Origin of the sequence: Pseudomonas frederiksbergensis (genome assembly GCF_001874645.1) — a bacterium.
GTDB classification, from domain to species: Bacteria; Pseudomonadota; Gammaproteobacteria; order Pseudomonadales; family Pseudomonadaceae; genus Aquipseudomonas; species Aquipseudomonas frederiksbergensis_B.
In genome coordinates this window covers 3795415-3820364 of record NZ_CP017886.1, presented here as the reverse complement: position 1 = coordinate 3820364, position 24950 = coordinate 3795415, and the positions used below count along the sequence as shown (strand labels likewise).

Sequence of the window (24950 nt, the reverse complement as noted above, 5' to 3'; positions counted from 1 at the left end):
GAAGGCTGCGATCTTTGGTGTTTTCACGGACGTGACACGGCAAGATCAAAAGATCGCAGGCTATGCCAGCGCCTACGGGGGATTGGCCGCATACGTAAATTGACAGGCCGGTTATGTTTGGTCGAAGGCTTGTGTCATGATGATCCGACCGCAGGTTAGTCGTCCTCTTCCTATATGAATAGATCTTCCGCGTTGCTCCTCGCTTTTGTCTTCCTCAGCGGCTGCCAGGCCTTGGCACCCGTTTCGCCGAGCGGTACGCCGCCGGTCGAAGGCAGCACGAAGGCCCCTGAAAAACCCAAGGTTTACAGCTCGTTCAGCGAAGACACTATCTTCAGCCTGCTGAGCGCGGAACTGGCTGGCCAGCGCAATCGTTTCGACATTGCCCTGGACAACTACGTGACCCAGGCCGTCAACACCCAGGATCCGGGCATTTCCGAGCGTGCCTTTCGCATCGCCGAATACCTGGGCGCCGATCAGGCAGCGCTTGATAGCTCGTTGATCTGGGCGAAAAACGCCCCGAACGACCTCGAAGCACAACGTGCCGCCGCCGTGCAGCTGGCCCGTGCCGGGCGTTATGACGACTCCATGGCCTATATGGAGAAGGTTTTGCAGGGCAAGGGCGATACCCACTTCGACTTCCTCGCCCTGTCCGCAGCCGATACCGATCAGGACACCCGCAACGGCCTGACGAAAAGTTTTGACCGCTTGTTGCTGCGCCATCCGAAGAACAGCCAGCTGATTTTCGGCAAGGCTCTGTTGCTGCAACAGGACGGTGACGCTAAGGGCGCACTGACCCTGCTGGAGAAAAATCCTCCGGAAGCCGGTGAAATCGCCCCAATTCTGTTGCGCGCGCGCCTGCTGCAAAGCCTCAACCGTGGCGATGAAGCGCTGCCGCTGCTGGAAAAAAGCATTCGCAAATACCCGGACGACAAACGCCTGCGCCTGACGTATGCACGCCTGCTGGTCGAACAGGACCGTATGGACGATGCCAAAGAGCAGTTCTCAAGCCTGGTCCAGCAGTATCCGGAAGACGACGAGTTGCGCTATTCCCTGGCACTTGTTTGCCTGGAAGCCAAGGCCTGGAACGAGGCCAAGGGTTACCTGGAAGACCTCATCGCCCGGGAAAGCCATGTCGACTCGGCCCACCTGAACCTGGGTCGTATCGCCGAAGAACGCAACGACCCGCAAGGCGCCCTGATCGAGTACGCCTTGGTAGGCCCGAGTAACGACTATTTGCCGGCGCAACTGCGTCAGTCCGATATCCTGATGAACAACGGACGCACCGCCGAAGCCCAAAGCCGTTTGGCCAGAGCACGCGACGAACAACCGGATTACGCGATCCAGCTGTATCTGATCGAAGCCGAAACCCTGTCTGCCAATAAGCAGGATGATCGCGCCTGGGCAGTTCTCGATAAAGCCTTGAAGCAGTATCCAGACGATCTGAACCTGCTTTATACCCGGGCCATGCTGGCGGAAAAACGCAATGACCTGGCACAGATGGAAAAAGACCTGCGACTGATCATCAAGCGCGACCCGGACAACGCCATGGCGCTGAATGCCCTCGGTTACACCCTGTCCGACCGCACCACCCGTTACGCCGAAGCCAAGGCGTTGATCGAGCACGCGCACCAGTTGAACCCGGAAGACCCGGCCGTTCTCGACAGCCTCGGCTGGGTGAATTTCCGCCTGGGCAACCTCGATGAAGCCGAGCGCTACTTGCGCCAGGCCCTGGAGCGTTTCCCCGATCAGGAAGTCGCGGCGCACCTGGGCGAAGTCCTGTGGGCCAACGGCAAGCAACGCGAAGCCAAACAAATCTGGGGCAAATTCCTCAAGGAGCAGCCCGACAGCCCTACCCTGCGCAGTACCATCAAGCGCCTGACCGGTTCCGAGACTCTTTAAAATCATGTTTTTGCGCCACATCATCGTTTTCAGCTTCATCGCCCTGCTCGCCGGCTGTGCGGGCTTTGGCGCCCGTGAATCCGTCGAGGGCCACGGTAATCCCGCGCAATGGCGCGAGCACAAACAGCAATTGACGAGCCTGGATGGCTGGCAAATCAACGGCAAGGTCGGCATCCGAGCCCCGAAAGACTCGGGCAGCGGCACCTTGTTCTGGCTGCAACGGCAGGATTACTACGATATTCGCCTGTCCGGCCCGCTGGGTCGCGGCGCGGCACGCTTGACCGGTCGCCCCGGCCAGGTGTCGCTGGAAGTGGCCAACCAGGGTCGTTTTGAGGCGCCAACTCCCGAAGTCCTGCTCGAAGAACAGCTGGGCTGGAAGCTGCCGGTCTCACATTTGGTCTGGTGGGTTCGCGGCTTGCCCGCACCTGACAGCAAAAGTCGCCTGAACCTGGATGCCGACAGTCGCCTGGCCACTCTTGAGCAGGACGGCTGGCAAATCGAGTACCTCAGCTACATCCAGCAAAACGGTTACTGGCTGCCCGAGCGGATCAAACTGCACGGCACCGACCTTGATGTCACGCTGGTGATCAAGGACTGGCAACCACGCAAATTGGGGCAATAACATGCCTGCCACTCGCCTGACCCTGCCCTCGCCGGCAAAACTCAATTTGATGCTGCACATCCTGGGTCGCCGTGAAGACGGCTACCACGAGCTGCAGACGCTGTTTCAATTTCTCGATTACGGCGACGAAATTACCTACGCCGTACGCGATGACGGTGTCATTCATCTGCACACCGCGTTCGAAGGCGTCCCTCATGACAGCAATCTGATCGTCAAAGCCGCAACAAAACTTCAGGAACAATCCGGTTGTTCGTTGGGCGTTGATATCTGGATCGAAAAAATTCTGCCCATGGGCGGTGGAATCGGCGGCGGCAGTTCGAATGCAGCTACCACGTTGCTGGGCCTCAATCATCTCTGGCAACTGGGCTGGGACGAGGATCAACTGGCGACTTTGGGCCTGACGCTGGGCGCGGACGTACCGGTTTTCGTGCGTGGGCACGCGGCTTTCGCGGAAGGCGTGGGAGAAAAGCTCACCCCTGTAGACCCGGAAGAACCGTGGTATCTCGTGCTTGTGCCGCAAGTATCTGTAAGTACAGCAGAAATTTTTTCAGATCCGCTGTTGACACGTAACTCTTCTCCCATTAAAGTGCGCCCCGTTCCCAAGGGAAACAGTCGAAACGACTGCTTACCGGTGGTAACAAGGCGTTATCCAGATGTACGTAACGCTTTGAATTTGCTAGGTAATTTTACCGAAGCAAAACTCACCGGAACTGGAAGTTGTGTGTTTGGGGGCTTCCCAAGCAAAGCTGAAGCTGATAAAGTCTCGGCCCTTCTTACAGAGACCCTTACAGGGTTTGTAGCAAAGGGAAGCAACATTTCGATGTTGCATCGCAAGCTGCAAAGTCTGCTCTAAAAGGAACCGGGTACTGGGTACTCGTTGCAACAGATACAGGGGCGTCGCCAAGCGGTAAGGCAGCAGGTTTTGATCCTGCCATGCGTTGGTTCGAATCCAGCCGCCCCTGCCATTTTCCTATACTCATCCAGGTTACCCTCAGCCTTCAGGTACTGCGCGTGTCCAAGATGATGGTCTTTACGGGGAACGCTAACCCCGATCTGGCTCGGCGTGTTGTACGTCAGCTGCATATCCCTCTCGGTGACATTTCTGTCGGTAAGTTTTCCGACGGCGAGATTACCGCCGAGATCAATGAAAACGTCCGCGGTAAAGACGTCTTCATTATTCAGCCGACTTGCGCTCCGACCAACGATAACCTGATGGAACTCGTCGTGATGGCTGATGCCTTCCGTCGTTCCTCAGCCACTCGAATCACTGCGGTGATCCCCTACTTTGGTTATGCCCGTCAGGATCGCCGTCCGCGCTCCGCACGTGTGGCTATCAGCGCGAAAGTCGTCGCTGACATGCTTACCGTAGTCGGCATCGATCGTGTTCTCACGGTTGATTTGCATGCTGACCAGATCCAGGGCTTCTTCGATATTCCGGTAGATAACATCTACGGCTCCCCGGTACTGGTGGATGACATCGAAGATCAACGCTTCGAAAACCTGATGATCGTGTCCCCGGACATTGGCGGCGTCGTGCGTGCACGTGCTGTTGCCAAATCCCTGGGCGTGGATCTCGGGATCATCGACAAGCGCCGTGAGAAAGCCAATCACTCTGAAGTGATGCATATCATCGGTGATGTCGAAGGGCGTACCTGTATTCTGGTTGACGACATGGTCGATACCGCCGGCACCCTGTGCCACGCGGCTAAAGCCTTGAAAGAGCATGGCGCTGCCAAGGTCTTTGCCTACTGCACACACCCTGTGCTGTCGGGTCGGGCCATCGAGAACATTGAAAATTCCGTGCTGGACGAGCTGGTGGTGACTAACACCATCCCGCTGTCCGCTGCAGCACAAGCCTGTGCACGTATCCGTCAACTGGATATCGCACCGGTAGTTGCCGAAGCGGTTCGCCGCATCAGCAACGAAGAATCGATCAGCGCGATGTTCCGCTAAGGGCCCTGCCCTTCGGATACATCTCGATGACGAAAAGCGCCCCGCCCCGGCATAACCTGTCGGGGCGGGGCTTTTTTGCCCATATCGCCTTTAGCGCTGGTCGCAAACGCTGGGGCGAATGTGGTTATTTTGGAGATACAACATGAACGATTTTACTCTGAATGCTGAAGTGCGTTCCGACCTGGGGAAAGGTGCGAGCCGCCGCCTGCGTCGTCTCGCAAGCCTGGTTCCAGCTGTAGTTTACGGTGGCGAAAAAGCCCCTGAATCCATCAGCATGCTGGCCAAAGAAGTTGCCAAACTGCTCGAAAACGAAGCGGCTTACAGCCACATCATCGAGCTGAACGTTGGCGGCACCAAGCAAAACGTAATCATCAAAGCTCTGCAACGTCACCCGGCCAAAGGCCACGTGATGCACGCTGACTTCGTACGCGTTGTTGCTGGTCAGAAACTGTCCGCTCACGTTCCTGTGCACTTCATCAACGAAGCTGCTGCAGTGAAAAAAGGCGGCGAAATTTCGCACGTTGTTGCTGAAGTTGAAGTTTCCTGCCTGCCAAAAGACCTGCCTGAATTCATCGAAGTCGACCTGGCTGACGCCGAAATCGGCTCGATCATTCACCTGTCGAACCTCAAAGCTCCGAAAGGCGTTGAGTTCGTTGCACTGGCTCACGGTAACGACCTGGCTGTTGCCAACGTTCACGCGCCACGCGTTGCACCAGAAGCCGCTGCCGAGTAATTTTTTACTCCGCAACGTCGGAGTCATGGAAACATCGCGAGCTGGCAAGTAGCGAGTAAAGCGGGCGGGATCGCGAAGTTTGCATCATGTAAATGAGCACATTTCGTCCACTTTCGCCGCAACCTGTACTCCCGCGATGTTATCCACCACTCCAAAGAAGGGCCCCTGACGTGACTGCCATAAAACTGATCGTTGGCCTGGGAAATCCAGGCGCCGAATACGAACAGACCCGGCATAACGCAGGGGCCCTTTTTGTTGAGCGCATCGCGCAAGCACAAGGCGTCAATCTTGTGGCCGATCGCAAATATTTCGGCCTGACCGGGCGCTTCTCGCATCAGGGTCAGGATGTTCGTCTGCTGATTCCTACCACCTACATGAACCGTAGCGGCCAGGCCGTGGCGGCGCTTGCCGGTTTCTTCCGCATCAAGCCGGAAGAAATACTCGTAGCGCATGACGAACTCGACTTGCCACCCGGCGTTGCCAAGCTCAAACAGGGCGGCGGGCATGGCGGTCACAACGGGTTGCGCGACATCATCGCGCAACTGGGCAACCAGAATACCTTTCACCGCTTGCGGCTCGGCATTGGCCACCCAGGCGTTGCCAGTATGGTTTCAAACTTTGTCCTGGGTCGTGCGCCACGCGCCGAACAGGAAAAACTCGATGCCAGCATCGACTTTGCCCTCGGCGTGCTGCCGGATATCTTCGCCGGTGAATGGAACCGCGCGATGAAAAACCTGCACAGCCAGAAGGCCTGACTCTAACTCCTAGGGGAAACACCATGGGATTCAATTGCGGCATCGTCGGCCTGCCTAACGTCGGCAAGTCCACCCTGTTTAACGCCCTGACCAAATCCGGTATCGCGGCCGAGAACTTCCCCTTCTGCACCATCGAGCCGAACAGCGGTATCGTGCCGATGCCGGACCCGCGTCTGGAAGCCCTGGCGGCCATCGTCAATCCAAAGCGCATCCTGCCGACTACCATGGAATTCGTCGACATCGCTGGCCTGGTTGCCGGCGCCTCGAAAGGTGAAGGCCTGGGCAACAAGTTCCTGGCCAACATCCGCGAAACCGATGCCATCGCTCACGTGGTCCGCTGCTTCGAAGACGAGAACGTGATTCACGTCTCCAACAGCGTCGACCCGAAACGCGACATCGAGATCATCGACCTCGAACTGATCTTCGCCGACCTCGACAGCTGCGAGAAGCAACTGCAGAAAGTCGCTCGCAACGCCAAGGGCGGTGACAAGGACGCCGTGGTTCAGAAAGGCCTGCTGGAGCAGTTGATCGCTCACTTCACTGAAGGCAAGCCTGCGCGCAGCCTGATGAAGAACATGAGCGCCGACGAGAAAGCGGTGATCCGTGGCTTCCACCTGCTGACCACCAAACCGGTCATGTACATCGCCAACGTTGCCGAGGACGGTTTCGAAAACAACCCGCTGCTCGACGTGGTCAAGGCCATCGCCGAAGAAGAAGGCGCTGTGGTTGTACCGGTCTGCAACAAGATCGAAGCGGAAATCGCCGAACTTGAAGACGGCGAAGAAAAAGACATGTTCCTCGAAGCCCTGGGCCTCGAAGAACCTGGCCTGAACCGCGTGATCCGCGCTGGCTACGAAATGCTGCACCTGCAGACCTATTTCACCGCCGGTGTTGAAGAAGTCCGCGCCTGGACCGTCCGCGTTGGTGCTACTGCGCCACAAGCCGCCGGCGTGATCCACACCGACTTCGAGAAAGGCTTCATCCGCGCCGAAGTCATCGCCTACAACGATTTCATCCAGTACAAGGGCGAAGCCGGTACCAAAGAAGCCGGTAAATGGCGCCTGGAAGGCAAGGAATACATCGTCAAGGACGGCGACGTGATGCACTTCCGCTTCAACGTGTAAAATACACGCCCAAGAAAAAGCCGCGTTCAGACGCGGTTTTTTTTGCCTGTTGATTGCTGAAAGATCGCAACCTTCGGCAGCTCCGTTGGAATGCGATCCCCTGTAGCTGCCGAAGGTTCGGGCCGCGTTCGGACGATTTTTTCAGACCTAAACCCTCTTGGTTCTCGGCAAAAAGATCGCCAACACCCCGAACAGCGGCAGAAACGAACACAGCCCGTACACGTATTCGATGCCGTGAATGTCCGCCAGATGCCCCAGCAGCGCCGCACCAATCCCGCCGAAACCGAACATCAGACCGAAGAACACCCCGGCGATCATGCCGACATTGCCCGGCACCAGTTCCTGCGCGTAAACCACGATGGCCGAGAATGCCGAAGCCAGGATAAAGCCGATCAGCACGCTCAAGATGCTCGTCCAGAACAGGTCGACATGCGGCAGGATCAAGGTAAACGGTGCAACACCAAGGATCGAGAACCAGATCACCGCCTTACGGCCGACCTTGTCGCCAATCGGCCCTCCGAAGAAGGTCCCCGCTGCGACTGCCCCGAGAAACAGGAACAGGTGCAGCTGCGAACTGGCCACCGACAGGTCGAACTTTTCGATCAGGTAGAAGGTGAAATAACTGGTGAAGCTGGCCATGTAGAAATACTTGGAGAACACCAGCAATCCGAGTACTACCAAGGCACTGATCACCCTGCCCTTCGACAGCCCGTGAGTCGCCGCCTGGCCTTGTTTGAGCTTGAACAGGTTCAAGTGGTTGGCGTACCAGCGGCTGATGCCATACAGCACCACCAACGCAAACACTGCGAACAAGCCGAACCAGGCGACGTTGCCCTGGCCGAACGGAATGATGATCGCCGCCGCCAGCAATGGCCCGAACGCTGAACCGGCGTTGCCACCGACCTGAAAGGTCGATTGCGCCAGGCCAAAACGCCCGCCAGAGGCCAACCGCGCTACACGAGAAGCCTCCGGGTGAAAGGTCGATGAGCCGATGCCGATCAACCCCGCCGCCAATAGAATCAGCGGAAAACTGCCGACCTGGGACATCATCAGAATGCCGACCAGGGTACAGATCATCCCCGCTGGCAGCAGATATGGCTTGGGATGGCGATCGGTGTAATAACCGACCCACGGCTGCAACAGCGACGCCGTGAGCTGAAAGGTCAAGGTGATCAGGCCAACCTGGGTGAAGGTCAGCCCGTAATTCGCCTTGAGCATCGGGTAGATCGACGGCAGCACTGACTGAATCAGGTCGTTGATCAAATGCGCCAGCGCCACCGCGCCGATGATTCGCATGACCAACGGGCTGCTTTGCGAAGTCGCGAGTGCCGGCGATGCGGCCGTTTGAGCGTTACTGGTAGCCATGAGAGTTTCCATACAACGGATGGGAGCGTACTTGCAGGTGCGCCAATGTGCCATTTTTCAGTGCAGCAACGCCATCCCCTTAGCCTGCTAACGACTTCCAGAGTGTCGATCGCCACGTAATAGCGCAGTGCCATGGTCTGAATCTTGCCTTACTTATCCGCTTCAACGCGGCCCCTTACAAAGGGGATCGAGAATGGGAAGTTTCACCACAGCGCCGGTCCTACATGACCCGACGAAGTGAACTTTCGAGGCCTTTTATGAGGGCACAGGTAGCGGTCACAACGCCGCAACCGCACGCTAATGGTGCGTGGTGCCCAGAGGAGTAGTCGGGCATGCAGGCTTTTCTGGCACCGGGGATTGGACTGCTTGGGCGTTTCGGTTTCGCCCGCAAGTTTCAGTTGTTGTTTCTGCTGTTTATCCTGCCGCTGGCGGGCAGCCTGTGGATGATTGGCCAGGATTACCGCGACAAGCTCAGCCTGATCGCAGGCGAGCGTGCCGGCGTGCACCAGTTGATAGCCCTCGATGCGCTGGACAACCTGCTCGCCGCTCAACGCGACCGCGCCGCCCGCTGGCGCGCCACCGAAACCAATCGCCAGCCAACACCGGCCACCGTCGCCGCGATGGCTGCGTTCGATGCGGTGCAGCCCGCGCTGAACCAAGCCGTCAACGATCTGGGTCATGCACTGACAACCGAAGGGGCCGAGGCCGACACCCTCAGTCGCTATCAAACCCTGCAAACCGCGCTCATTGGTCTGGACTCGAAAAGCCTGAGCAGCGTTGGTTGGTGGCCGGACGGCTATGAACGCTTCACTGCGGCGCTCAGCGCGCTGCAAGCACTGCGCGAACAGATCGCCATGGATAACCGCCTGACACTGGCCCCGTGGCTGGAAACGTACTTGCTGACGCAGATCTCGACCCAGCACGCGCCAGACCTGATCGAACGGGTCGGACGCCTCGCCAGCATCGGTCAGGCGTCGGTGGTCTCCGGACAGTTCTCACTGCAAAGCCGTCTGCAGCTGCGCGACCTGCGCGGTCGCATTGGCGACGCTCGCGAGCAACTGATCAAGACTGGCAGCCTGCTCGAAGCACGGCTGCCAAGTGCGTTGCAGACCTGGGCCGGGCAGTACCACGACAGCCTCAAGCATCTGGACGCCGGACTGAAAGGGCTGGATGACGGCATGTTCGGCGCCAGCATCACGCTCAAATCGGAAGACTTCGAACGCAACCTCGACGCCCTCCTCTCTGACCTCGCCTCGCTGCGTCAGCAATCACTGGTGTCACTGGATCAGCGTCTGGACTACTACCACGGCTCAGCCATTCGTCAGTTTATTCTGGTGGCGGGCATCCTCGGTTGCCTGCTGCTGGCCGCGCTGTATTTGTTCATCTGCCTGCAAGCCTCGATCCGCCGCAGCGCCAGCGGCATTACGCTGCTCGCCGAAGCCCTGCGCGATGGTAATCTGAGCCTGCAAGTGCCCGTGCACGGTCGCGATGAGCTGGCAGCAATCAGCACCGCGCTCAACGTTGCAGTGGTGCAACTGCGCACCAGCCTGCTGGGGGTCGATCACGAAACCCTGCAACTGAGCAACGCGGTGCGAGCCCTCAATGCTCACGCCAGCGGCGCCCTCGGTGAAGTCGAAGCCCAGCAGTTGCAGATCAGCCAGATCGCCGCTGCGGCCACGCAACTGGCCGCGACCTCGCAAGGCGTCGCCCAGAGTTGCGAACAAGCCTCAGGCAGCGCTCAGCAGACCCAGCGCATTGCCGCTGACAGCAGCCGCGACAGTCAACGCACGACGGCGAGCATTCAGCAGCTCAATCAGCGCCTGAACGACACCGCCGCCGCTTTAGGCCGGGTCAGCGAACAAGCGCAGCAGATCCAACTGGTGGTGGACACTATTCGCGGCGTGGCCGAGCAGACCAACCTGCTAGCACTCAATGCCGCCATCGAAGCGGCCCGTGCCGGCGAACAAGGCCGAGGCTTTGCGGTAGTCGCCGATGAAGTGCGCAGCCTGTCGCAGCGTACCCAATCCTCCACCGCGCAGATCGCCGGCACCGTCGACAGCCTGCGCAGCACTGTCAACGAAGCCGTGAGCCTGATGGAAGCCGCCTGCGGCCAGGCACACACCGACGCTCAAGCAGTCACCGGTCTCGGCGAACGGTTGGGGGAAATCGCCAACGCGGTGCAAAGCGTCACCGATACCCTGGCGCAGATCGCTACGGCGGTAGAAGAGCAAGCCAGCACCGCCGATGAGGTCAGTGGCAACATCCAGCAAGTCGATCAGGCCGCCGTGCGCTTGCTTGAAGGCGCACGGGCAGTGAACCTGGCGGCGGACACTTTGAGTTCGGGCAGCAAGGCTTTAAGCGAGAATACCGGGCGGTTTCAGCTGGTTTGAAGCGGTAAACTCATCGGTTTTTACGAGGCAGGTCGATAACCGGTTGAAAGCGTAGAGAAATATTTTATATTTACGCTTGACACATCATCGTTACGAGCCAATAATGCGCGCCACTTGGCTACATAGCTCAGTTGGTTAGAGCATAGCATTCATAATGCTGGGGTCCGGGGTTCAAGTCCCTGTGTAGCCACCAAGTACTAAAAACGGCTTACCGAAAGGTAGGCCGTTTTTTTATGCCTGAAGAAAAGTACCCAGCCCACCGACGACTCACATCGCAATGTGAGCCGCAGTGTTCATCAAGCGCCGAGGCGTTCGACTAGATCGTGGGCAAGGCAGACAACGCCTTTTCCCAAATCTGCCGGGTACGAACCCAGACCATTTCCTGCCAGTCACTGTCGGCAGGATAGAACTGCTCAAGAAGGTTCAACTTGATATCGCGCCCCACTGCATCACGTGGATTGCCATGCAGGTGCAGCCAGTGATCATCACGCAGATGAGCATGAACCGCCTCACCTGGGTAAGTGCCGCACTCGATGACAAACGGCATCAGGCGCACCTTCGGCAGCGCATCGAGCAGCGCCTGCGAGGTGTAGCCAGTGGCCGATGCAGCAATCCCGGTTTCGCTGTGGGTCTGTGCGCCGGTCTGTATGGTGTAGAGCCACGGACCATAAAGGGCCTGCGCCTGCTCCAGTTCAGGATAGGCCGCTTGCGTAACGGTCAGCAGCATCGGATGGCCATACTCTCCCGCGCCGGAGTGCAGGTCGAAACACATGGCAACCTCGGCCTGAGAGAGATGCGCCGCAATGATCTGATGCAAGGTCCGGTTCGACCAGCTCGGCGCCAGCCCACCGTAAAACAGACCGTCGGGATGACTGTGCTGACCACCCTCGACAATCGACATCACTGCCGGCCAGCCATGCTCGCACAGTTGCGCGGCGAGCAAAGCATCGGCGCGATCACGCTCCGGGCCGTGCAACTGGGTGAAGGTATAAATCTCGTTCAACGCCGCGTAAGCCTGATTGTCGGGCAGCGGGCGATCGAAGTTCAGGTGGTTGCGGTTCAGGTCGATGTTGTCTTCGTTGACGCGACGCAGCCATGCCGTGCCCCAGGGGTTGATCAAGTGGATCATCACCACCGCGACGTCATCGGGCAGTGGGCGTTTGCCGAACTCGTTCAACCAGTTGATCTGGCACTCCGAACCGTAGAAGCCCTCAACCCCGTGGGTGCCGCTCAGCATCACCAGCAGACGCGTTGCGCCGGGGTCGCCAAGCACCGCCACGTCAGTGCTCAGGGGCTCGCCAAACGGCCCTTTGAGTGGATGCGGGTATTCGGTCAACCGGGCGCCGGCTGCGGTCGCTGCCACCAGGAATTGTTCGCGTTGCGAACGGTAACTTGGCTGCGTTGGGAACTCGGTCTGCATGTCGGCCTCTTGTTGTTATGGACTTGTTATTGGCTTGTTGTTAGCGAAGATCTCACGCCCCAGACCCTACAGAAAAACCCTCCACTGAAGAAGGAAAAAGCTGCCCATCCGTCGATCAATACACACAAGACCAGCGTTGCAGCTGACGCCTGCGGCCGATACAGTCCGCTGATCTTTTTCCCAAGGACGGAGTGCCCCACGTGTTCCCAGCTTTCCATTTGAATCGCTACCGCCTGGCAGCCCTCTCGCTGATAACCACCGCGCTGACCCTCGCTGCCTGCAACGCCCCGCCCTCTTCGCCGCCCGTCAGCGCCTTGCCGCTGGCCCCGGAAATCGCCTCGGGGTATCGCACCGACCTGCACACCCAATCCGCTTTCAAACATATGGCGGCGGCCGCCAACCCGATGGCAGCCGCAGCGGGACGGGAGATGTTGCGTCAGGGCGGTTCGGCAATCGACGCCGCCATCGCCATGCAAGCGGTGCTGACACTGGTCGAACCGCAATCCTCGGGTATCGGTGGCGGCGCGCTGATCGTGCTGTGGGACGGCAAAGCGGTGCGTACCTACGACGGCCGTGAAACCGCACCCGCCGGTGCGACTGAAAAGCTCTTCCTGCAAGCCGACGGTAAACCCATGCCGTTCACCGAGGCACAGATCGGTGGTCGCTCGGTCGCCACGCCGGGGGTGTTGCGCGCATTGGAACTGGCCCATCAGAAGCACGGCCGCTTGCCGTGGGCGACGTTGTTCGAGCCGGCCATTGCCTTGGCGGAACAGGGCTTTGCGATCTCGCCGCGCCTGCACACGATGATCGCCACCGATCCGTTCCTGCCGCGCTCGCCCGACATGGCTGCTTACTTCCTGAATGCCGATGGCAGCCCGAAAGCCGTTGGCACGCTGCTGAAAAACCCGGCACTGGCCAAGGTCCTCAAGCGCATTGCTGCGGAAGGCCCGAGTGCGTTGTATCAAGGTCCGATTGCTCAGGAGATCGTCGCCAAGGTTCAGGGCCATGCCAACCCCGGCAGCCTGTCGTTGAACGACCTCAACGGCTACAGCGCCAAAGAGCGTGCCCCACTGTGCACCGACTACAAGCGCTGGCAAGTGTGCGGCACGCCACCGCCATCGTCGGGCGGAATCGCCGTGGCGCAGATCCTCGGCACCTTGCAGGCACTGGAAACCCGCGACAGTCGCTACGCACTGGCGTCACTGAAACCCCTCAAGACCGACAAACCGGCGGGTATCGAACCGGCGCCTGAAGCCGTGCACCTGATCGCCGAGGCCGAGCGCCTGGCTTACGCCGACCGCGCGCAGTACGTCGCCGACTCGGACTTCGTGCCAGTCCCGGTCGCCGGCCTGGTCTCCACTGGCTACTTGGCCAACCGTGCAACGTTGATCAGCGAACGCAGCATGGGCAGCGCCAAACCCGGCACGCCACCGGGCATTCAGGTGGCCTACGCCCCTGACCGCTCGCCACTGCGGATCTCCACCTCGCAAGTGGTTGCCGTCGACGATCAGGGTGGTGCCGTGTCGATGACCACCACCGTGGAAGCTGCCTTCGGCTCGCACCTGATGGTGCAGGGTTTCATGCTCAACAATCAGATGACCGACTTCTCGTTCATCCCCGAAGAAAACGGCCAACCCGTAGCCAACCGTGTCGAACCCGGCAAACGCCCGCGCTCATCCATGGCGCCGACGCTGATCTTCGATCGTCAAAGCGGCGAGTTGGTCGCAACGATCGGCTCCGTCGGCGGTTCGCAAATTATCGAGTACGTCGCCAAGTCGGTGGTCGGCATGCTCGACTGGAACCTCGACCCGCAAGCCGCCATCAGCCTGCCCAACTTCGGCAGCCGCAATGGCCCGACCGAACTGGAACAAGGCCAGTTCAGCCCGGCGCTGATCCAGGCCCTCAAGGACAAAGGGCATACAGTCAATCAGATCGACATGACCAGCGGCACCCAGGCCATCGTTCGGGTACGCGACGCGCAGGGCAAAGCCTCCTGGGCCGGTGGCGCCGATCCACGGCGTGAAGGAGAAGCGTTGGGAGATTGATCGACTACAGGATCCGGCACTGATATGGCAATGCAACGGCAGACTCAAGCAACGTCTGCCCTTGCCAACTCAGGCACTCACATAGACCCACGCCTCGATTCCGGACGCCAGCACCACGCTGACCCGTTTGTAATCCGAAACTTCGTAGCTGTCGGCGGCCGCCAACTCTGTAGGCGTGATCTGGAACACCATACCCGGTATCGGCACACTGTCAGCACCGCCGGGACGCAAAATCGGATGGTGAGTCTTGCCACTGGTCGCCAACACGTCGGGGTCGGTAATTTCGACCCAGGACTGCTCGTAACCGAGCATCTGGTCCGCACTGCCAGATAACTCGCGCCCGAAGTTGGCGAGCTGCACAGCCTTGTCCTGCAGGGTTCCGTAGGAAAACAGGTAAACCTGCGTATTGCTTGAATCGGTCATCAGCGAACCTTGCCTCTAAAAGTAGTACTTCTTAACACGGCAAGCAGAACCGGTTAAAGACTCAGCTCCTGAGTAAAACGCAGATGGATCAAGGCCAGCCGCTGGCCTTGTTTGTCCTGGCGTTCTTCGATCGAGAACGGTGTGAACCCAAGTTTTGGATAGAACAACAATCCGGCCACGTTGGTGTTGAAACAGGACAGCGTCACCTCGGCGGCGCGGTGCCGGGTCTGGGCGATGGCGATCATGTGTTTGATCAGATGCCTGCCGATGCCATTGGCACGGACCTCTGGGTCGATGATCACATTGCCGATGGTACAAGTGCCTCCGCTTGTCCAGCGATAGAAGTTAGCGAAACCGACCACCGTTCCGTCCAGCTCGATCACCGTGGAATCGGAGCGCTGGGCAATCGAGCCACGCAGTTGCTCATGGGTGAGCGGCCAGGTAGCCGCCGGGAAAAAGAAAAACAGTTCCTCCTCGTTGCGGGCAAAGCTGCAGATCCGAGGGATGTCTTGCTCGTTTACCGGGCGAAAACTGATAGTCATGCGCAGGGTTCCTTATCCTTTTGGTATCTCAACGATGCCCCGCAGGTTTTACCCGACCTTGGGCGCATCAATCAACTGGCTATCCGGCTGACAGCCAGCAAGCACCTGAGCTACCGTGTCCGTCACCGAACACCCCGCTATGAAGGCTCCCCATGGGCAAGCAGAAAATCCTCACCGACTGGTTCCTGCGGGCCCCCGATACGGGCGGGCTGGAGCGTATCGAGGCATTTTTCTCCGGCCATGGTTACGACCTTCACCGTCACGACACCTACGCCATAGGCCGCACGCTGTCCGGTGTGCAAAGCTTTCAGTATCGCGGCGGCTGGCGGCATAGCTTGCCGGGCGGGACTATGGTGCTGCACCCGGACGAAGTCCACGATGGCGAGGCCGGTACCGAGGACGGCTTCAAATATCGGATGCTTTACGTCGAGCCCGCGCTGATCCAGCAGATGCTCGGCGGCCAGCCGTTGCCCTTTATCAAGACCGGCCTTTCGACGGATCCACGGTTGTTTGCCGCGACGGAGGTCTTGCTGCAGAGTATTGACCGCCCTCTCGACCCGCTGGAGCAGCAGGATGCGCTGTTTGATCTGGCGCAGGCCATGAGCGCCGTATCGGGAGTGACCGCCCATCGCCAGCGTTTCGATTATCGGGCGGCGGAGCGCGCTCGCGAGTTCATGCACAGCGCCCTGGAGCAACCCGTGACCCTGGACCAATTGGCCGAACACAGCGGACGCGATCGCTGGAGTCTATCGCGGGATTTTCGCTTGCTGTTCGGCACCAGCCCCTATCGTTACCTGACCATGCGCCGCCTGGATCTCGTGCGCTCGTTGCTGATGCAAGGCGAATCGCTGACCAACGCTGCGCTGATCGCAGGCTTCAGCGATCAAAGCCATATGACCCGAAAATTTGGCAAAACCTACGGCCTGTCACCCGCCCGCTGGATGAAAATGCACCGCCGTTGAGGCGCGCACAATCGTGCAAGAAGTGCGCTGCCGCGCAGGCTACCGTGGACTCACAATCACCAAGGGGAGCCGTGCCATGCAGCCGTATCAAAGCCTGAGTTTTGCCAACAAGCTTGCGCAGATCAACGAGCACTGGTCACCGCGGGTCATCGCCGAAATGAACGACTACCAGTTCAAGGTGGTGAAACTGCTGGGAGATTTCATCTGGCATGACCATCAGGACACTGACGAGACGTTTATCGTTCTAGAAGGCCAACTGCGCATCGATTTTCGCGACGGTCAGGTGCTGGTGTCCCAAGGCGAAATGTACGTGGTGCCCAAAGGCATAGAGCACAAGCCGTTTGCCGAACAGGAAGTCAAACTGCTGCTGATCGAACCCAAGGGCGTGCTCAATACCGGGAGCGAAGGTGGGGAGCGTACGGCGCTGAATGATCTTTGGGTCTGACGGACCTGAACAGCAGCCTGCCCCTAAGGCAGGCTCGCTCGAGCCGCGCTTAGGTCGACAGCTGATTGGCGAACTGCCCGACCGCGTTGACCACTTTCTGTGCGCCATCCTGGATCTCGACGATCACCGCGCCTGCCTCGGCAGCCAGCGCCAAACCTTGTTCGGCCTGGAGTTTGCCATCAGTCATCAGCACCACGGCATCGCGCGCCATGTCCTGGTTCTGACGCACCACGCCGACGATTTCATCAGTGGCTTTGCTGGTGCGCGAAGCCAGTTGTCGAACCTCGTCCGCCACCACCGCAAAACCTCGACCCTGCTCACCGGCACGGGCCGCTTCGATGGCGGCGTTGAGCGCCAGCAGGTTGGTCTGTTCGGCAATGCCGCTGATGGTTTTGACGATGGTGCCGATCACCAGCGACTGTTCGTTCAGCGCCTCAATCCCTTCGCCGGCCTGCTGCATGTGTTTGGCCAGTTCACGCATCACGTCCACAGCCTGAGTGACCACGGTGGTGCCGCGTTGCGCACAGCTGTCAGTCTGCAACGAGGTGCTGTAAGCGATGTTCGCCGCTTCAGCAACCGCTTGCTCCTGATTGACCTGATCGGTGATCACAGTGGCGAACTTGACCACTTTGTAGAGTTTTTCGTTGGCATCGTGCACAGGGTTGTAGGACGCCTCGAGCCAGACCACCCGACCATGGCTGTCGACACGTTTGAAGCGGCCGGCCACGAACTCACCAGCATTCAAGCGCCGCCAGAAGTCATGATACGCGGAGCTGTTGTACTCCTCCGAATCACAGAACATGCGGTGATGTTTGCCTTTGATTTGCGCCAGGCTGTAACCCATACCGTTCAAAAGCCGGTCGTTGGCCGTCAGCACATTACCGTTAAGGTCGAACTCGATGACTGCTGTCGAACGAATTAATGCCCCGATCAGGTTCTCGTGTTCACGAGAGGCTTCGATGGTGCGGGTCAGGTCACTGGAGTAAATCGAAAATTGTTTAATCCGGCCATCCGAGCTACGAATCGGCTGGGCGATGGAGCGCAACCACGCTTCCTCACCATTGCCTCTGAGCAAACGCACGGCGCCCGCGAAGTGCTCGCCACGGGTCAGGGCATTCTTGAAGCGCAGGTGAAATTCATCGGTTTTGACATGGGCCGGAACGATCTCTTCGAGATGCCGGCCAATCAGCTCATTGCCTTTGTAGAGCATTTCCTGGGCGAAATTCTGGTTAATCGATTGCACCCGTCCTTCAGAATCCAGGGTGAACACGAGCATCTCGCTTTCCAGACTGTCCTTCACTTGTTGAAGGCTGGAGAGTTCCTCGCGAAGAGCCGACAGCTCCTGCTTCAAGCGTTTGTTGAACATGGCGATACCGATGGGCAGGGTTGAGAGCGTCATTCAGACTTACCATCGGCCTTACAACGTTTTTCTGAAGAGCATTACCGGGTTGTCCTACAAAAATACTTGGCACCTAGCCACTATGCACACCGCAACGCCTCAAAACCGCGTCTTGAAGGTTGATTCAACGCGCTATAGTCGGCCGTGCACAACCACCCCCCACAGGAGAATCGAGGCATGGATCAGTCACGCAAAGCGCTATTTGAAGACATCGCCCAGCAGTTGGGACACCGCTTCGACGGTGAAATGCGCATGGGTGGCAACTATGTGCCTACGGTGCAAAACGGTGATGAGGTGTACGTCAGCGGACAGATTCCACGCATTGAAAATACGGTAATGGTGGTGGGCCGGGTCGGTGCCGAGGTTTCTATGGAACAAGGCCGGCATGCCGCGAAGATTTGCACGATGCGCGCATTGGCGATCCTCATGCAGTTGCTCGGCGACCTCGAACGCATCAAGAAGATCTTGCGCATTAATGTCTACGTGCAAAGCGCCGCCGACTTCACGCAACAAAGTGAAGTCGCCGACGGAGCATCGGAAGTGCTTTACAGGATTTTTGCCGAAGCCGGTGTTCACACACGGACCTCGGTGGGCGTGTACCAGTTGCCGAAAAACGCCTCGGTCGAAGTCGACATGATCGTCGCGCTTGAGCCTGATCCGGCGCCGCGTGGGTAAGACCAGCCTTACGATTGAAGTGTCTCAGGGACTGCAGGCCACGCCAGCCGCATGATCGACCCGCGGCAGGCGTGAGCCGAAGTACAGCGCTGCGCCAATCCCGACCGCCCCCATCACCGCGCAGAACATCACGCAAATCCACGGGCTCCACGGCATCAGGCCAATCAGCAACAACGGCGTAATACTGGCCCAAATAGCGTAGGCAATGTTGTAGGTGAACGAAATCCCCGAGACGCGAATCCGCGCCGGGAACAGGTTGACCATCACCGACGGCACCGCGCCGACCACCCCGCAACCCAGACCGGCAATGGCATAGGCCACACCAATCCAGTGCGCACCGCCAATCAGGCTGGTGTAGAGCACGCCAATCCCCAACGGCAGCAGCAGGCTATAAAGCATCACCGTGCGCCAGGCGCCGATACGGTCGACGATCAACCCGGCGATCACGCAGCCGACGTTCAGAAACACGATGCCCAGACTGCTCAGGGCGAAGGTATGGCTGGCGGTCATGCCGAAAGTCTTTTGCATCATGGTCGGGGTAATCACAACGAAGGTCACCACCGCCGAGGTCAGCACACAGGTCAGGATCACCGCCGGCAGCATCGCCAGCCGATGCTCACGCAACACCGTGCGCAGCGGCAGCTCGACGTGGAGCTCGCGACTCGCCTGCATGGCCATGAATACCGGGGTTTCATTCAGCCAACGGCGTAACCAGACGCCAATCACCCCGAACACGCCACCCAGCAGGAACGGGTAACGCCAGGCGTAATCGAGGATCTCCGTCGGGGTGAAGACCTGCGCCAGCAAGGTCGCGGTCAACGCGCCAATCAAGTAACCAAAGGTCAGCCCGGCTTGCAGAAAGCCCAAGGCATAACCACGGCGGCCGGCCGGTGCATGCTCGGCGACAAACACCCAGGCGCTCGGCACTTCACCGCCCACCGCCGCACCTTGCAACACGCGCAGCAGCAACAACAGCAGCGGTGCGAAATAGCCGATCTGGGCATAGGTCGGCATGATCCCGATCAGCAGGCACGGCAGCGCCATCATCAGGATGCTCAAACTGAAGACCCGCTTGCGCCCCAGCCGATCAGCGAAGTGTGCCATCAAAATCCCGCCCAGCGGCCGCGCCAGGTAACCGGTGACAAAAATCCCGAAACTTTGCAGCAGACGCAGCCACTCAGGCATTTCCGGCGGGAAGAATAGCTGGCTGAGGGTCAGGGCGAAAAATACGAAAATAATGAAGTCGTAGATTTCCAGCGCCCCGCCGAGCGCCGCCAGGCCCAGGGTCTTGTAGTCAGACCGGGAGAACGGCGCGGGTCGAGTGTCAGGGGTGGCAGTCATAAAACAGGCTCTGATAGCAGCAAAAAATTCACGGCGCCCATGGTCTACGCAAAAGCGCGCTCGAACAACCCGTTAGACCATAGTCCCACATAAGCAAAAGAGCACCGCAAAACCCTCTTGATTGATTTACTGTTTACGTCTGACCGCAAGGGCCTGCGCAGCCCTGCTCGCATCACAATAAACATAAAAATTCGAGGAACTCCCGTGGCCGCTGCAATCGAAGATAGCCGCTCCGCCCGCTTTGCCCTGCACTGCTCAAACTTTGCCGAACGCTGGTTTCCCGACTCCTGGGTGTTTGCCGCGCTCGCTGTCATTATCGTTGCCCTCGCCACCATGGCCATGGGCGCCAAGCCCACCGATGCGGCGATGGCTTTCGGCGACGGTTTCTGGAGCCTGATCCCGTTCACCATGCAAATGGCCTTCGTGGTGATCGGCGGCTATGTGGTCGCCAGCTCGCCACCGGCGGTGAAACTGATCGACCGCCTGGCGCGCATCCCGAAAAACGGTCGCTCGGCCGTGGCCTGGGTCGCACTGATTTCCATGGTTGCATCATTGCTCAACTGGGGACTGTCGCTGGTATTTGGCGGTTTGCTGGTGCGGGCACTGGCGCGTCGTACCGATTTGCACATGGATTACCGTGCTGCCGGTGCCGCGGCTTATCTGGGGCTCGGCGCAGTCTGGGCACTGGGGCTGTCTTCGTCGGCGGCGCAACTGCAGGCCAACCCGGCCAGTTTGCCGCCGTCGATCCTGTCGATCACTGGCGTCATCCCGTTCACCCAAACGATTTTCCTGTGGCAGTCCGGCGTGCTGTTGTTGGCTCTGATCGTGGTCTCGCTGATCATCGCCTACGCCACCGCCCCCGGCCCGAACTCCGCTCGCGATGCCAAGGCCTGTGGTGTCGACCCAAGCTTCAGCATTCCGGCACCGCAGCCACGTACCCGTCCGGGCGAATGGCTGGAGTACAGCCCGATACTGACTATTTTGCTGGTGCTGCTGGCCGCCGGATGGCTGTTTCATGAGTTCTCGACCAAACCTGCGATCAGCGCGATCTCCGGCCTGAACACCTACAACTTTCTGTTCCTGATGCTCGGTGCATTGCTGCACTGGCGCCCGCGCAGCTTCCTCGATGCGGTGGCCCGTGCGGTGCCGACCACCACGGGCGTGATGATCCAGTTCCCGCTGTACGGCTCGATCGCCGCACTGATGACCGTGGTCAAAGGCGTCGATGGCCAGACCCTGGCGCACCACATCTCGACCTTCTTCGTCAGCATCGCCTCCCACGACACCTACGCCCTGCTGATGGGCGTGTACTCGGCGATCCTGGGTTTCTTCATTCCGTCTGGTGGCGGTAAATGGATCATCGAAGCGCCGTACGTGATGCAAGTCGCCAACGACCTCAAATACCACCTGGGCTGGGCCGTGCAGATCTACAACGCCGCCGAAGCCCTGCCCAACCTGATCAACCCGTTCTACATGCTGCCGCTGCTCGGGGTGCTCGGCCTGAAGGCGAGGGACCTGATCGGGTTTTCATTCGTGCAACTGCTGGTGCACACCCCGCTGGTGCTGTTTCTGCTGTGGGCACTGGGGAAGACGCTGACGTATGTAGCGCCGGTGATGCCGTAGGCAAAAGGGCTCTGAAACCCTCTTGTCACCTCGCCGTCACATCTCGCTGCTAGCGTCCAGCCGAAATATACGGCAACACTTTTTCGCAAACCAGGATTCAGGATGAACGACGACAAAACCGGCAACGACGCACCACCTCCATCAGACGACAGCCCCACCGACACCAGCCGTCGGCGCTTTCTGGGGGGTGTTGCAGTCCTCGGTGTCGGCGCGACGCTGAGTGCGTGCGGTAACAATGGCGACACGCCAGGCAAGCCGGATGAGCGTCCGTTGTCGCCTGCCGAGCTGGACAAGGTATTGCACGATCAGGTGAAAACCGTGGTGGTGATCTACGCCGAGAACCGTAGTTTCAACAACCTGTTCGGCGATTTCCCAGGTCTCGAAAAACCCTTGTCGGCGCTCAAGCCTGAGGATTATCAGCAGCGCGACCGTGACGGCAGTCTGCTCGAAACCTTGCCGCCGGCCTGGGGTGGCGTGCTGCAGATCGGTCCGCAAACCCTCGATGGCGTGACCTATCCAAACGAAACCCAATTTCAGGAGCACTTGCCCAACGCCCCCTACGCCCTCAAGGGGCCGAATGGCGAAGACTTGCCGTTTGGCCTGGTGACGCGGGATTTATGGCATGTGTTCTATCAGAACCAGATGCAGATCAATGGCGGCAAGAATGACCGTTTTGTCGCCTGGGCCGACTCGGGCGGCTTGACCATGGGGCATTACGCCCAAAGCCGTTATTCCCTGCGCCTGTGGGACGTGGCCCGGGAGTTCGTGCTCTGCGATAACTTCTTCCAGGGTACGTTTGGTGGCTCGTTTCTCAACCATCAATACCTGATCAGTGCCGCCGTGCCGTTTTACCCGGATGCAGCCAATTCGGTGGCCAAGGCGCAAATCGCTTCGCTGCAAAGCGATGACCCGCTCGATACACGCCTCAAGCCGCTGGAAAAGTCCCCGGCCAGCGCCATGACCGGTCCACCGCAATTCGGCCCCAGCGCCCTGACCCCGGACGGTTATGCGGTCAACACCATGGCTCCGCCCCATTGGCCAACCTGGATCCGCGATCCGGAGCGCCCGGAATATGCCAAAGCCGATCTGCCCAGCGTGCTGGTGCCGCAAAGCCACGAACACATTGGCGACAAGCTGTCGAAGAAGAACATCGACTGGGCCTGGTACGCCGGTGCCTGGCAGGCAACGCTGGAGCAGTTCAAGGATTCGGGGGGCATTCCGAAGATCCCCAACTTCCAATATCACCATCAGCCGTTCAACTACTTCAAGCAACTGGGCCCGGAAAACCCCGCCGAACGCAGTAAACACCTGCGCGATGGCGGTTTGGGTGACGAGTCGAGCACCAATCGGTTTTTTGCCGATGCCGAAGCCGGAAAGTTGCCGGCGGTGAGCTTCTACAAACCCCAAGGCAACCTGAACATGCACGCCGGTTACGCCGACGTGGCATCCGGTGACCGGCATATTGTCCGCGCCCTGAAAGTGCTGCGCGAATGCCCACAATGGAAAAACATGGTGGTGGTGGTCACTGTCGACGAAAACGGCGGCTGGTGGGATCACATTGCACCACCGCAAGGTGATCGTTGGGGTCCTGGAACGCGGGTGCCGGCCCTGGTGGTTTCGCCGTTTGCCCGCAAAGGCACGGTGGATCACACGGTGTACGACACCGCGTCGATCCTGCGGCTGATCACGCGGGTGTTCCAGCTTGAGACGCTCGACGGGATCAAGCAGCGTGATACCGCAATGATTGCCCGAGGCCAGAAGCCGATGGGCGATTTGAGCAATGCGCTGCATTTCCCTGGCTGATTTTTTCTGAGTTGAGATCTTTTTGCGTGGGTACTAGACCTATCGGCACAAGTGGTTTCAGTATGTAACCGCCCCCGCTTCCGGGGACCCACGCTGAAAAGGATCTGAGCATGTTCAAACTCGCAGGATTGAGCCTCACCCTCGCCGCCCTTACCTTGGGTGCCACGGCCCACGCCGATACCGACCTGAAACTGGGCAGTACCGAACGGGTAACGCAGCTGTTCGCCTACCCCAACAACTGCAACGTGATTTGCTATCGCAACTGGACGCTGGAGCAAACGGTCGAGCACTACCTGACCCAAAGCGTTCAACGGGATGGCTACACCACGGCAAAAGTCCGGGTAAAAACCGATAATAATCAGCTCTACGCAAACATCAGCGGCGTGCCAAAGGACTACGCAAAACCGTTGACTGCATTGCTCGATGCCGGGGATCTGGCCCACGCCGGCGCCAACAAACTGAATGCCGACGGCAAGTGGGCGTTCAATTGGTACATGTTCCTGCCTTTGGGCATGGCGCTGGAAAACCGTAAAAGCGTCGAGTTGCTGCACTTCCCACCGGACTATTCGCTGACCCAGGCCCAGGATTACCTGGAATCGAAGACCACCGACCGCTGGGCAACGTTGCTGACCGCCAACGGCATTGCCGCCGAACAAACACCGCGCTACCAGACCATCATCGATATCGCACCGATTGCCGCCCCCTCCACCGCCGGCAAGGACCTTGAAGGCGTCTACGGCTACTTCAAGGACTACCAGACCACCCTGGTCAAGCAATTCAGCCAGACCACCAGCGGCGTGACCTTGCCGATGGTCGCGTTCGGTGCACCGGTGCGTAACTGGGTCAAGGAGCAGTATGGACAGACCGTGGCCGTGTTGGGGCTGGCACAAATCAGCCCAACCCCAGGCGTGAAGGTACCGGTGCTGGGCTCTAACCACCCCAGCTACATCTGGTATGCGGCCGACCCGGCGAACTATGACGACGATCAGGCCAAGGCCGATGCCGTGGGTTTGAAGGTGATGGGCCAGGACTTGAGTGCGGCGTGCTGGCAAGCGGGTATGGGCAGCAAACCCGGCAGTGACCCGAGCGCACAACTCAACACCTGCACGCAAACCTGGCAAGTGGCTCAGAAAGAGCAAACCTGCGAGCTGTTCTACACCTCGATCCGCAATCTGACGCCCGAGCAAGCGACAGCCAAGTGCTCGACCCCGGACATCAAACCCCAACTGGACCAGTTGAAGGTGCCTGCACCCGCGCTGGCCGCATCGCACCTGTAATCCTGCGAGCACGCCTGCCGCGTAAGCATTCGCTTACGCGGCAGGCAGCCTCTATCTCCTGTCAATTATGACAGTAGACCCTCTGATTCATTTGCGAGACTCTGTAAGCGTACCCATGTGCTGCAGGGCTGGCAGGATTGCCAGCTTCCGCTGG

General features: G+C 59.2%; 20 protein-coding genes, 2 tRNA genes and 2 pseudogenes. 17 read left to right on the top strand and 7 right to left on the bottom strand.

The annotated features are described in order from the left end of the window. Nucleotides 1-174 precede the first annotated feature (174 nt). From BLL42_RS18330 to ychF, 8 genes are all read left to right on the top strand, one after another. The gene (locus BLL42_RS18330; RefSeq protein WP_071553337.1) at nt 175-1899 is read left to right on the top strand and encodes a tetratricopeptide repeat protein; all 1725 of its coding nucleotides are present in this window, start codon (nt 175-177) and stop codon (nt 1897-1899) included. Nucleotides 1900-1903: 4 nt separating this feature from the next. After that, nucleotides 1904-2521 (top strand): lipoprotein insertase outer membrane protein LolB, encoded by a 618-nt coding sequence (lolB, locus tag BLL42_RS18325; protein ID WP_071553336.1) that lies wholly within the window; start codon nt 1904-1906, stop codon nt 2519-2521. Between the two features lies 1 nt (nt 2522). After that, on the top strand, nt 2523-3374 hold the full coding sequence (ispE, locus tag BLL42_RS18320) for a 4-(cytidine 5'-diphospho)-2-C-methyl-D-erythritol kinase (protein WP_071553335.1): 852 nt from the start codon (nt 2523-2525) through the stop codon (nt 3372-3374). Between the two features lie 37 nt (nt 3375-3411). Beyond that, nucleotides 3412-3486 (top strand) — tRNA-Gln (locus tag BLL42_RS18315). 46 nt (nt 3487-3532) lie between these two features. Beyond that, nucleotides 3533-4474, top strand: a complete 942-nt coding sequence (locus tag BLL42_RS18310) for a ribose-phosphate pyrophosphokinase (RefSeq protein WP_003171603.1) — start codon at nt 3533-3535, stop codon at nt 4472-4474. 142 nt (nt 4475-4616) lie between these two features. After that, complete coding sequence (locus tag BLL42_RS18305; RefSeq protein WP_071553334.1) at nt 4617-5207, top strand: 50S ribosomal protein L25/general stress protein Ctc; 591 nt, start codon at nt 4617-4619, stop codon at nt 5205-5207. Nucleotides 5208-5377: 170 nt separating this feature from the next. Then, nucleotides 5378-5962, top strand: a complete 585-nt coding sequence (gene pth / locus BLL42_RS18300; RefSeq protein WP_071553333.1) for an aminoacyl-tRNA hydrolase — start codon at nt 5378-5380, stop codon at nt 5960-5962. A 23-nt stretch (nt 5963-5985) separates the two neighbouring features. Then, a complete protein-coding gene (gene ychF, locus BLL42_RS18295; RefSeq protein ID WP_071553332.1) occupies nt 5986-7086 on the top strand; it encodes a redox-regulated ATPase YchF in 1101 nt (366 codons plus the stop codon). Between the two features lie 147 nt (nt 7087-7233). Here ychF and BLL42_RS18290 read toward each other — a convergent pair whose 3' ends face one another. Next, nucleotides 7234-8451, bottom strand: a complete 1218-nt coding sequence (locus tag BLL42_RS18290) for an MFS transporter (protein WP_071553331.1) — start codon at nt 8449-8451, stop codon at nt 7234-7236. A gap of 332 nt (nt 8452-8783) precedes the next feature. On the opposite strand from BLL42_RS18290, the gene BLL42_RS18285 reads away from it, so the two are divergent. Continuing rightward, nucleotides 8784-10841, top strand: a complete 2058-nt coding sequence (locus BLL42_RS18285; protein WP_071553330.1) for a methyl-accepting chemotaxis protein — start codon at nt 8784-8786, stop codon at nt 10839-10841. A 116-nt stretch (nt 10842-10957) separates the two neighbouring features. Then, a tRNA-Met gene (locus BLL42_RS18280) sits at nt 10958-11034 on the top strand. Nucleotides 11035-11157: 123 nt separating this feature from the next. Here the strand turns inward: BLL42_RS18280 and BLL42_RS18275 are convergent. Continuing rightward, a complete protein-coding gene (locus tag BLL42_RS18275) occupies nt 11158-12261 on the bottom strand; it encodes a DUF2817 domain-containing protein (RefSeq protein ID WP_071553329.1) in 1104 nt (367 codons plus the stop codon). A gap of 200 nt (nt 12262-12461) precedes the next feature. Between BLL42_RS18275 and ggt the strand changes: the two genes are divergently transcribed. Next, entirely contained in the window at nt 12462-14306 is a 1845-nt protein-coding gene (gene ggt / locus BLL42_RS18270; RefSeq protein WP_071553328.1) for a gamma-glutamyltransferase, read from the top strand. A 69-nt stretch (nt 14307-14375) separates the two neighbouring features. Here ggt and BLL42_RS18265 read toward each other — a convergent pair whose 3' ends face one another. Together BLL42_RS18265 and BLL42_RS18260 are read right to left on the bottom strand one after the other, a co-directional pair. Beyond that, nucleotides 14376-14729, bottom strand: a complete 354-nt coding sequence (locus BLL42_RS18265) for a gamma-glutamylcyclotransferase family protein (RefSeq protein ID WP_071553327.1) — start codon at nt 14727-14729, stop codon at nt 14376-14378. A gap of 53 nt (nt 14730-14782) precedes the next feature. Next, the gene (locus BLL42_RS18260) at nt 14783-15271 is read right to left on the bottom strand and encodes a GNAT family N-acetyltransferase (RefSeq protein ID WP_071553326.1); all 489 of its coding nucleotides are present in this window, start codon (nt 15269-15271) and stop codon (nt 14783-14785) included. Between the two features lie 152 nt (nt 15272-15423). Between BLL42_RS18260 and BLL42_RS18255 the strand changes: the two genes are divergently transcribed. Together BLL42_RS18255 and BLL42_RS18250 are read left to right on the top strand one after the other, a co-directional pair. Continuing rightward, nucleotides 15424-16233: an AraC family transcriptional regulator gene (locus BLL42_RS18255; RefSeq protein WP_071553325.1), complete on the top strand. Its 810-nt coding sequence runs from the start codon at nt 15424-15426 to the stop codon at nt 16231-16233. Between the two features lie 76 nt (nt 16234-16309). After that, nucleotides 16310-16678 carry a cupin domain-containing protein gene (locus BLL42_RS18250; protein WP_071553324.1) on the top strand — a complete coding sequence of 123 codons (369 nt, stop codon included), beginning with the start codon at nt 16310-16312 and terminating at the stop codon, nt 16676-16678. A 49-nt stretch (nt 16679-16727) separates the two neighbouring features. Here BLL42_RS18250 and BLL42_RS31085 read toward each other — a convergent pair. Continuing rightward, nucleotides 16728-17156, bottom strand: a pseudogene (locus BLL42_RS31085) (methyl-accepting chemotaxis protein); the annotation flags it as partial. A 159-nt stretch (nt 17157-17315) separates the two neighbouring features. Continuing rightward, nucleotides 17316-17954 (bottom strand): annotated as a pseudogene (locus BLL42_RS31080) (PAS domain-containing protein); the annotation flags it as partial. 300 nt (nt 17955-18254) lie between these two features. Between BLL42_RS31080 and BLL42_RS18240 the strand changes: the two are divergent. Then, nucleotides 18255-18752, top strand: coding sequence for a RidA family protein (locus tag BLL42_RS18240; RefSeq protein ID WP_071553323.1), 498 nt, complete (start codon nt 18255-18257; stop codon nt 18750-18752). Between the two features lie 24 nt (nt 18753-18776). On the opposite strand, the gene BLL42_RS18235 is transcribed toward BLL42_RS18240, so the two are convergent. Further along, entirely contained in the window at nt 18777-20093 is a 1317-nt protein-coding gene (locus tag BLL42_RS18235; RefSeq protein WP_071553322.1) for an MFS transporter, read from the bottom strand. A gap of 204 nt (nt 20094-20297) precedes the next feature. Here BLL42_RS18235 and BLL42_RS18230 point away from each other — a divergent pair, with 204 nt between their 5' ends. The 3 genes from BLL42_RS18230 to BLL42_RS18220 all read left to right on the top strand — a co-directional run bounded on the left by BLL42_RS18230 (nt 20298) and on the right by BLL42_RS18220 (nt 24796). Continuing rightward, nucleotides 20298-21716 (top strand): short-chain fatty acid transporter, encoded by a 1419-nt coding sequence (locus tag BLL42_RS18230; protein WP_071553321.1) that lies wholly within the window; start codon nt 20298-20300, stop codon nt 21714-21716. Between the two features lie 102 nt (nt 21717-21818). Continuing rightward, nucleotides 21819-23519 carry an acid phosphatase gene (locus BLL42_RS18225; RefSeq protein ID WP_071553320.1) on the top strand — a complete coding sequence of 567 codons (1701 nt, stop codon included), beginning with the start codon at nt 21819-21821 and terminating at the stop codon, nt 23517-23519. 110 nt (nt 23520-23629) lie between these two features. Next, complete coding sequence (locus BLL42_RS18220; protein ID WP_071553319.1) at nt 23630-24796, top strand: hypothetical protein; 1167 nt, start codon at nt 23630-23632, stop codon at nt 24794-24796. The last annotated feature ends 154 nt before the right edge of the window (nt 24797-24950 follow it).

Bases quoted from the DNA above. Each gene is read 5' to 3' on its own strand.
- BLL42_RS18330 (WP_071553337.1), top strand. From the start codon at position 175: ATGAATAGATCTTCCGCGTTGCTCCTCGCTTTTGTCTTCCTCAGCGGC.
- lolB (WP_071553336.1), top strand. From the start codon at position 1,904: ATGTTTTTGCGCCACATCATCGTTTTCAGCTTCATCGCCCTGCTCGCC.
- BLL42_RS18240 (WP_071553323.1), top strand. From the start codon at position 18,255: ATGGATCAGTCACGCAAAGCGCTATTTGAAGACATCGCCCAGCAGTTG.
- BLL42_RS18305 (WP_071553334.1), top strand. From the start codon at position 4,617: ATGAACGATTTTACTCTGAATGCTGAAGTGCGTTCCGACCTGGGGAAA.
- ychF (WP_071553332.1), top strand. From the start codon at position 5,986: ATGGGATTCAATTGCGGCATCGTCGGCCTGCCTAACGTCGGCAAGTCC.
- BLL42_RS18285 (WP_071553330.1), top strand. From the start codon at position 8,784: ATGCAGGCTTTTCTGGCACCGGGGATTGGACTGCTTGGGCGTTTCGGT.
- BLL42_RS18265 (WP_071553327.1), bottom strand. From the start codon at position 14,729: ATGACCGATTCAAGCAATACGCAGGTTTACCTGTTTTCCTACGGAACC.
- BLL42_RS18255 (WP_071553325.1), top strand. From the start codon at position 15,424: ATGGGCAAGCAGAAAATCCTCACCGACTGGTTCCTGCGGGCCCCCGAT.
- BLL42_RS18225 (WP_071553320.1), top strand. From the start codon at position 21,819: ATGAACGACGACAAAACCGGCAACGACGCACCACCTCCATCAGACGAC.
- BLL42_RS18220 (WP_071553319.1), top strand. From the start codon at position 23,630: ATGTTCAAACTCGCAGGATTGAGCCTCACCCTCGCCGCCCTTACCTTG.
- ispE (WP_071553335.1), top strand. From the start codon at position 2,523: ATGCCTGCCACTCGCCTGACCCTGCCCTCGCCGGCAAAACTCAATTTG.
- BLL42_RS18250 (WP_071553324.1), top strand. From the start codon at position 16,310: ATGCAGCCGTATCAAAGCCTGAGTTTTGCCAACAAGCTTGCGCAGATC.
- BLL42_RS18290 (WP_071553331.1), bottom strand. From the start codon at position 8,451: ATGGCTACCAGTAACGCTCAAACGGCCGCATCGCCGGCACTCGCGACT.
- BLL42_RS18275 (WP_071553329.1), bottom strand. From the start codon at position 12,261: ATGCAGACCGAGTTCCCAACGCAGCCAAGTTACCGTTCGCAACGCGAA.
- BLL42_RS18260 (WP_071553326.1), bottom strand. From the start codon at position 15,271: ATGACTATCAGTTTTCGCCCGGTAAACGAGCAAGACATCCCTCGGATC.
- BLL42_RS18235 (WP_071553322.1), bottom strand. From the start codon at position 20,093: ATGACTGCCACCCCTGACACTCGACCCGCGCCGTTCTCCCGGTCTGAC.